Origin of the sequence: Azospirillum sp. B506 (assembly GCF_000333595.1) — a bacterium.
Classification (GTDB): Bacteria; Pseudomonadota; Alphaproteobacteria; order Azospirillales; family Azospirillaceae; genus Azospirillum.
In genome coordinates this window covers 1-3,384 of record NZ_BADK01000057.1, presented here as the reverse complement: position 1 = coordinate 3,384, position 3,384 = coordinate 1, and the positions used below count along the sequence as shown (strand labels likewise).

3 protein-coding genes are annotated in these 3,384 nt (G+C 61.7%); 2 read left to right on the top strand and 1 reads right to left on the bottom strand.

Annotation, left to right across the window (positions count from 1 at the left end; genetic code table 11):
- The coding region (locus I71_RS01750; RefSeq protein WP_148294121.1) for an asparagine synthase C-terminal domain-containing protein at nucleotides 1-1,422 on the top strand (1,422 nt) is incomplete at its 5' end.
- A 69-nt stretch (nucleotides 1,423-1,491) separates the two neighbouring features.
- Here I71_RS01750 and I71_RS01745 read toward each other — a convergent pair.
- Nucleotides 1,492-2,277, bottom strand: a complete 786-nt coding sequence (locus I71_RS01745; protein ID WP_244433562.1) for a sulfotransferase domain-containing protein — start codon at nucleotides 2,275-2,277, stop codon at nucleotides 1,492-1,494.
- A gap of 620 nt (nucleotides 2,278-2,897) precedes the next feature.
- Here I71_RS01745 and I71_RS35505 point away from each other — a divergent pair.
- Nucleotides 2,898-3,194 carry a phage tail protein gene (locus I71_RS35505; RefSeq protein WP_083896916.1) on the top strand — a complete coding sequence of 99 codons (297 nt, stop codon included), beginning with the start codon at nucleotides 2,898-2,900 and terminating at the stop codon, nucleotides 3,192-3,194.
- Nucleotides 3,195-3,384 lie beyond the last annotated feature (190 nt).

Below are 3,384 nucleotides of genomic sequence, written 5' to 3'. Positions count from 1 at the left end.
GACATCGACCCCATGACCTTGGGCGATCACCTGCTCTCCAGCTCTTCGGACTCCGAGGGGACAGTACACCGCGCCCTTCGCCGGGTGCCGAGAGCGTCGGTGGTTTCGTTCGATCCATCGGGTGCGCGGACGCAGGTCTACTGGCGTCCCGGCGCCGCCCCGCCGCTGCGGTTGAAGGATGATAACGCGTATGTCGAAGCGGCCCGCGAGGTCCTGGCCGATGTGCTGGCCGGGCATCTTCGGAGCCGGATGCCCATCGGGGTTATGCTTTCCGGTGGTTTCGATTCCGGGGCCATAGCGTCAACCCTGGCGATGATGGCCCCGGACCGCGAGATCCACGGTTTCACCACCGTACCGATGGCGGGCGCGCGGGCGTACGAACGCGGCGCCGGACGGGAGTGGGAGCATGTGCAGCGTCTCGCCCGTCAACACCCCAATCTGCGTGTCCGCGCCATCGCTGAAAAGCCCCTGACACCGATCGACGACGACATGCGGGCCGTATTCGCCGACATCGGGACGCCGCTGTGCGGGTTGAGCCTGGTGGCCAGACGGCTGCCCCTGGCGCGGGCAGCGCAGGAGGAGGGGGTTGGCACCCTGCTGCGCGGCGATGGCGGCAACTGGACATTGACCGCCGAGGGCGAGGGGGTATTTCGCGCGCTGTTCAGGGCCGGACGGTGGTTTGCGCTGACGCGGGAAGTCATCGGCGCTGCGCGCTACCGCGACCGCGGCCTTGGAACCGTCCTGTGGTCAAACGCTCTCCGCGACATCGTCCCGCGTTGGCTGCTTCACCTTTGGCGGAGCGGCCGGCGCGCGCCGTTATCCCCGATCCGGGAGAGCAGTTTCCTGCGGCCGGAGTTCTCCGAGAGCAGCGGCCTTCGCAATCGCTGGGCACAGTCGCCGCACAATCCGGAGCGGTTGGCCCGGCTGAGCACCGAGGAAATCGTCCCTATTTTCCTGAATGTCCAGCCGGCATACGCTGAAGCCTTCACCTTGATGCACAATCGCATGGGCATGACGTCTGCCGCCCCCCTGCGCGACCGGCGGATGGTCGATTTCATCCTCTCGCTGCCACCCGAACAATTCCGACGCAATGGCGTTCCGCGCTATCTGGCCAGACGGGTGCTCGCCGATCGCATGCCCGCCGAAGCCCTGGCGGAACCCGGCTATTTCGAACCCTTTTCCGACGCGGAGGAGTGGCTGCACCAATGGTGGGACGAGGCGAGGCGCCGGCTGGACGAGCAACTTCCATCGGAGTTCGCGGCAGCCATCATCGATTTGCCGCGGCTGAAGGCGGTTCTCGCGGCCGGGCCGCCGGCCAATTTGCCCGTCGGCGGCTCCATCCGCGACACAATCGTCATGGGCATGACCGTCGCCCTGCACATCAACGAGTTCATTCGCTGGCATGAGGGCCGGAACCAGTGACCGGCTGATACCCCAACCGCTCCATGAGGGCACCATGGTCGCGTTCTATTTGGGCGATTTGCTCATGGTTCAAGATATTGCGCCACTGGCCGACCCGACCGCTGCGAAAAAAACGAGCCATGCCGTCGGGACGTTCCGTGAAGCCACCGGCGGCTCCTTGGCCGCCAGCCGGTCGAAGGCGGTACGTTCCACCGCCAACGCCACGGCGTCCGCATCGGCAGGCAGGCCGCAAAAGGCGGCGATCCGTCCCAGACAGTCCAGCGGCGACGCGACCATATCCTCGTATCTTACGGTCAACCGCCGCACCGGAGCGGCCAGCCAGCTCTCCCCATGACTGGACCAGGATCCCCGGAACTCGTCGACTTGCGCGGATCCCGACTTCCGGACGCTGTCGGCAGGGGGGTGGGACTTCCCCATCTGGTCGATCGCCCGGTCGATCGCCACGCCATTATGTGCTGCCAAGGAAAGACAGACGTCGCGCGGGTCGCGGACCAGATGGATACAACCATAAGTGGCGTCAGGCGGGAACAGCGGCTGCCCCGAAGGCGTGGTGTGATAGGCGCTGTGGACCTTGAGGATCGCCGGCGGGTCGCCGCCCAGCTCGGCAAGCCGGCGGTAGGCGAGCGGCAGCAAGTCAGCCACCTCGTCGCGCGACAGGTCGGACAGCCCGATGCCGAGGGCGGCCTGCAACAGGGAGCGCGAAGCCGCGCCGTTGGCGGCAGTGTCCATACGCGCCAGATCGACGTCCCGGTTGCTTTCAAGAGCGCTCAGGAACAGCCGGACCCAAGTGTTGCCGGATTTGGGGTAGGATGCCAGCCAGATCAGACCGGGCTTGGCCGGAAGCATGGTCATCATACAATCCTCCAGACGGGCCAAATTGGATCACTGCGGCCATCCGCCCGATGCCGGAGCGACACGCGCGCTCTTGTCATTTCGACACAACCCTTGTCAACCGCGATCCGATCGCTGGACAGGTCTATCGCATATGAGGTGTTAACTGCTTTCCAAGGAAACCTGTCTTTCCCGCGAAGTCGAAGATGGCCAAAGTCCGCTTGCAGGAATATGGACATCGTATGCGATTGCCCTGGATCGGTGGAGCCGATGATGCTTCGCCCGCTCATCGATGCCAACCGGGTTGGCAGGGTGCGGCAAAACCATTTTGCTGCTGCGGTCGGGTTCTTTCCGGCAATCTCGCGTCAAGACCTTGCAATATACCACCAGTATCTTGCCTCGGTCTTTTCTAATCTTGCCGAAAAGCACCCTCTCTCGCGACGCAAAAGCCTTTTCCCACACCCTGTTGGTCACCGTCATGCGATCCAATCGCGCGACATTGGCGATTTTTCGATGATTGAAACACTAAATAACAGTATTTGCATGAGATTTTCCTTCTTAAGTAGAATTGTTCGATAATTATCAATTGATCACAGCCATCTCATCAGGATATACTGCGAAAAAATAGTAGAAGGTAGAGGCCAATGGATCCGTATATTGGTGAAATTCGTATGTTCAGCTTTACCTTTGCACCCACTGGCTGGGTGACCTGCGATGGGAAACTTTACCCAATTTACGACAAAAAAATGAAAAATCTCTTTGAGATCATCGGTTTCCGTTATGGGGGCGATGGGGAATCGAAATTCGCCGTTCCCGATATGCGCGGACGGGTGCCGGTTCAATATGGTGAGAGCCAAATAGAACAACTCAAATACGAAGTTGGGGACACCGGTGGGGTGACGCATGTCGACTTGGACGCCGCAGCAAATTCCAAGCCATAATCACCGCCTCGTATGCCAGCAAAGCTCCGGCAACGAGCCCCGCGCCCGGCAACGGCATACCGGCTGTTCCGCAAGCCAACGCGAAAAAGCCGGTTACCCCGCTCAACCTGTACAGGCCGTTGGGGGTAGCCCAACAAGAAAATCTCGTCACAGCTGGCCCCGCAAAGCGTGAGCCAATCGGGGCAGGAGA

Coding starts and splice junctions, on each gene's coding strand:
- I71_RS01745 (WP_244433562.1), bottom strand. CDS start 2,277: ATGATGACCATGCTTCCGGCCAAGCCCGGTCTGATCTGGCTGGCATCC.
- I71_RS35505 (WP_083896916.1), top strand. CDS start 2,898: ATGGATCCGTATATTGGTGAAATTCGTATGTTCAGCTTTACCTTTGCA.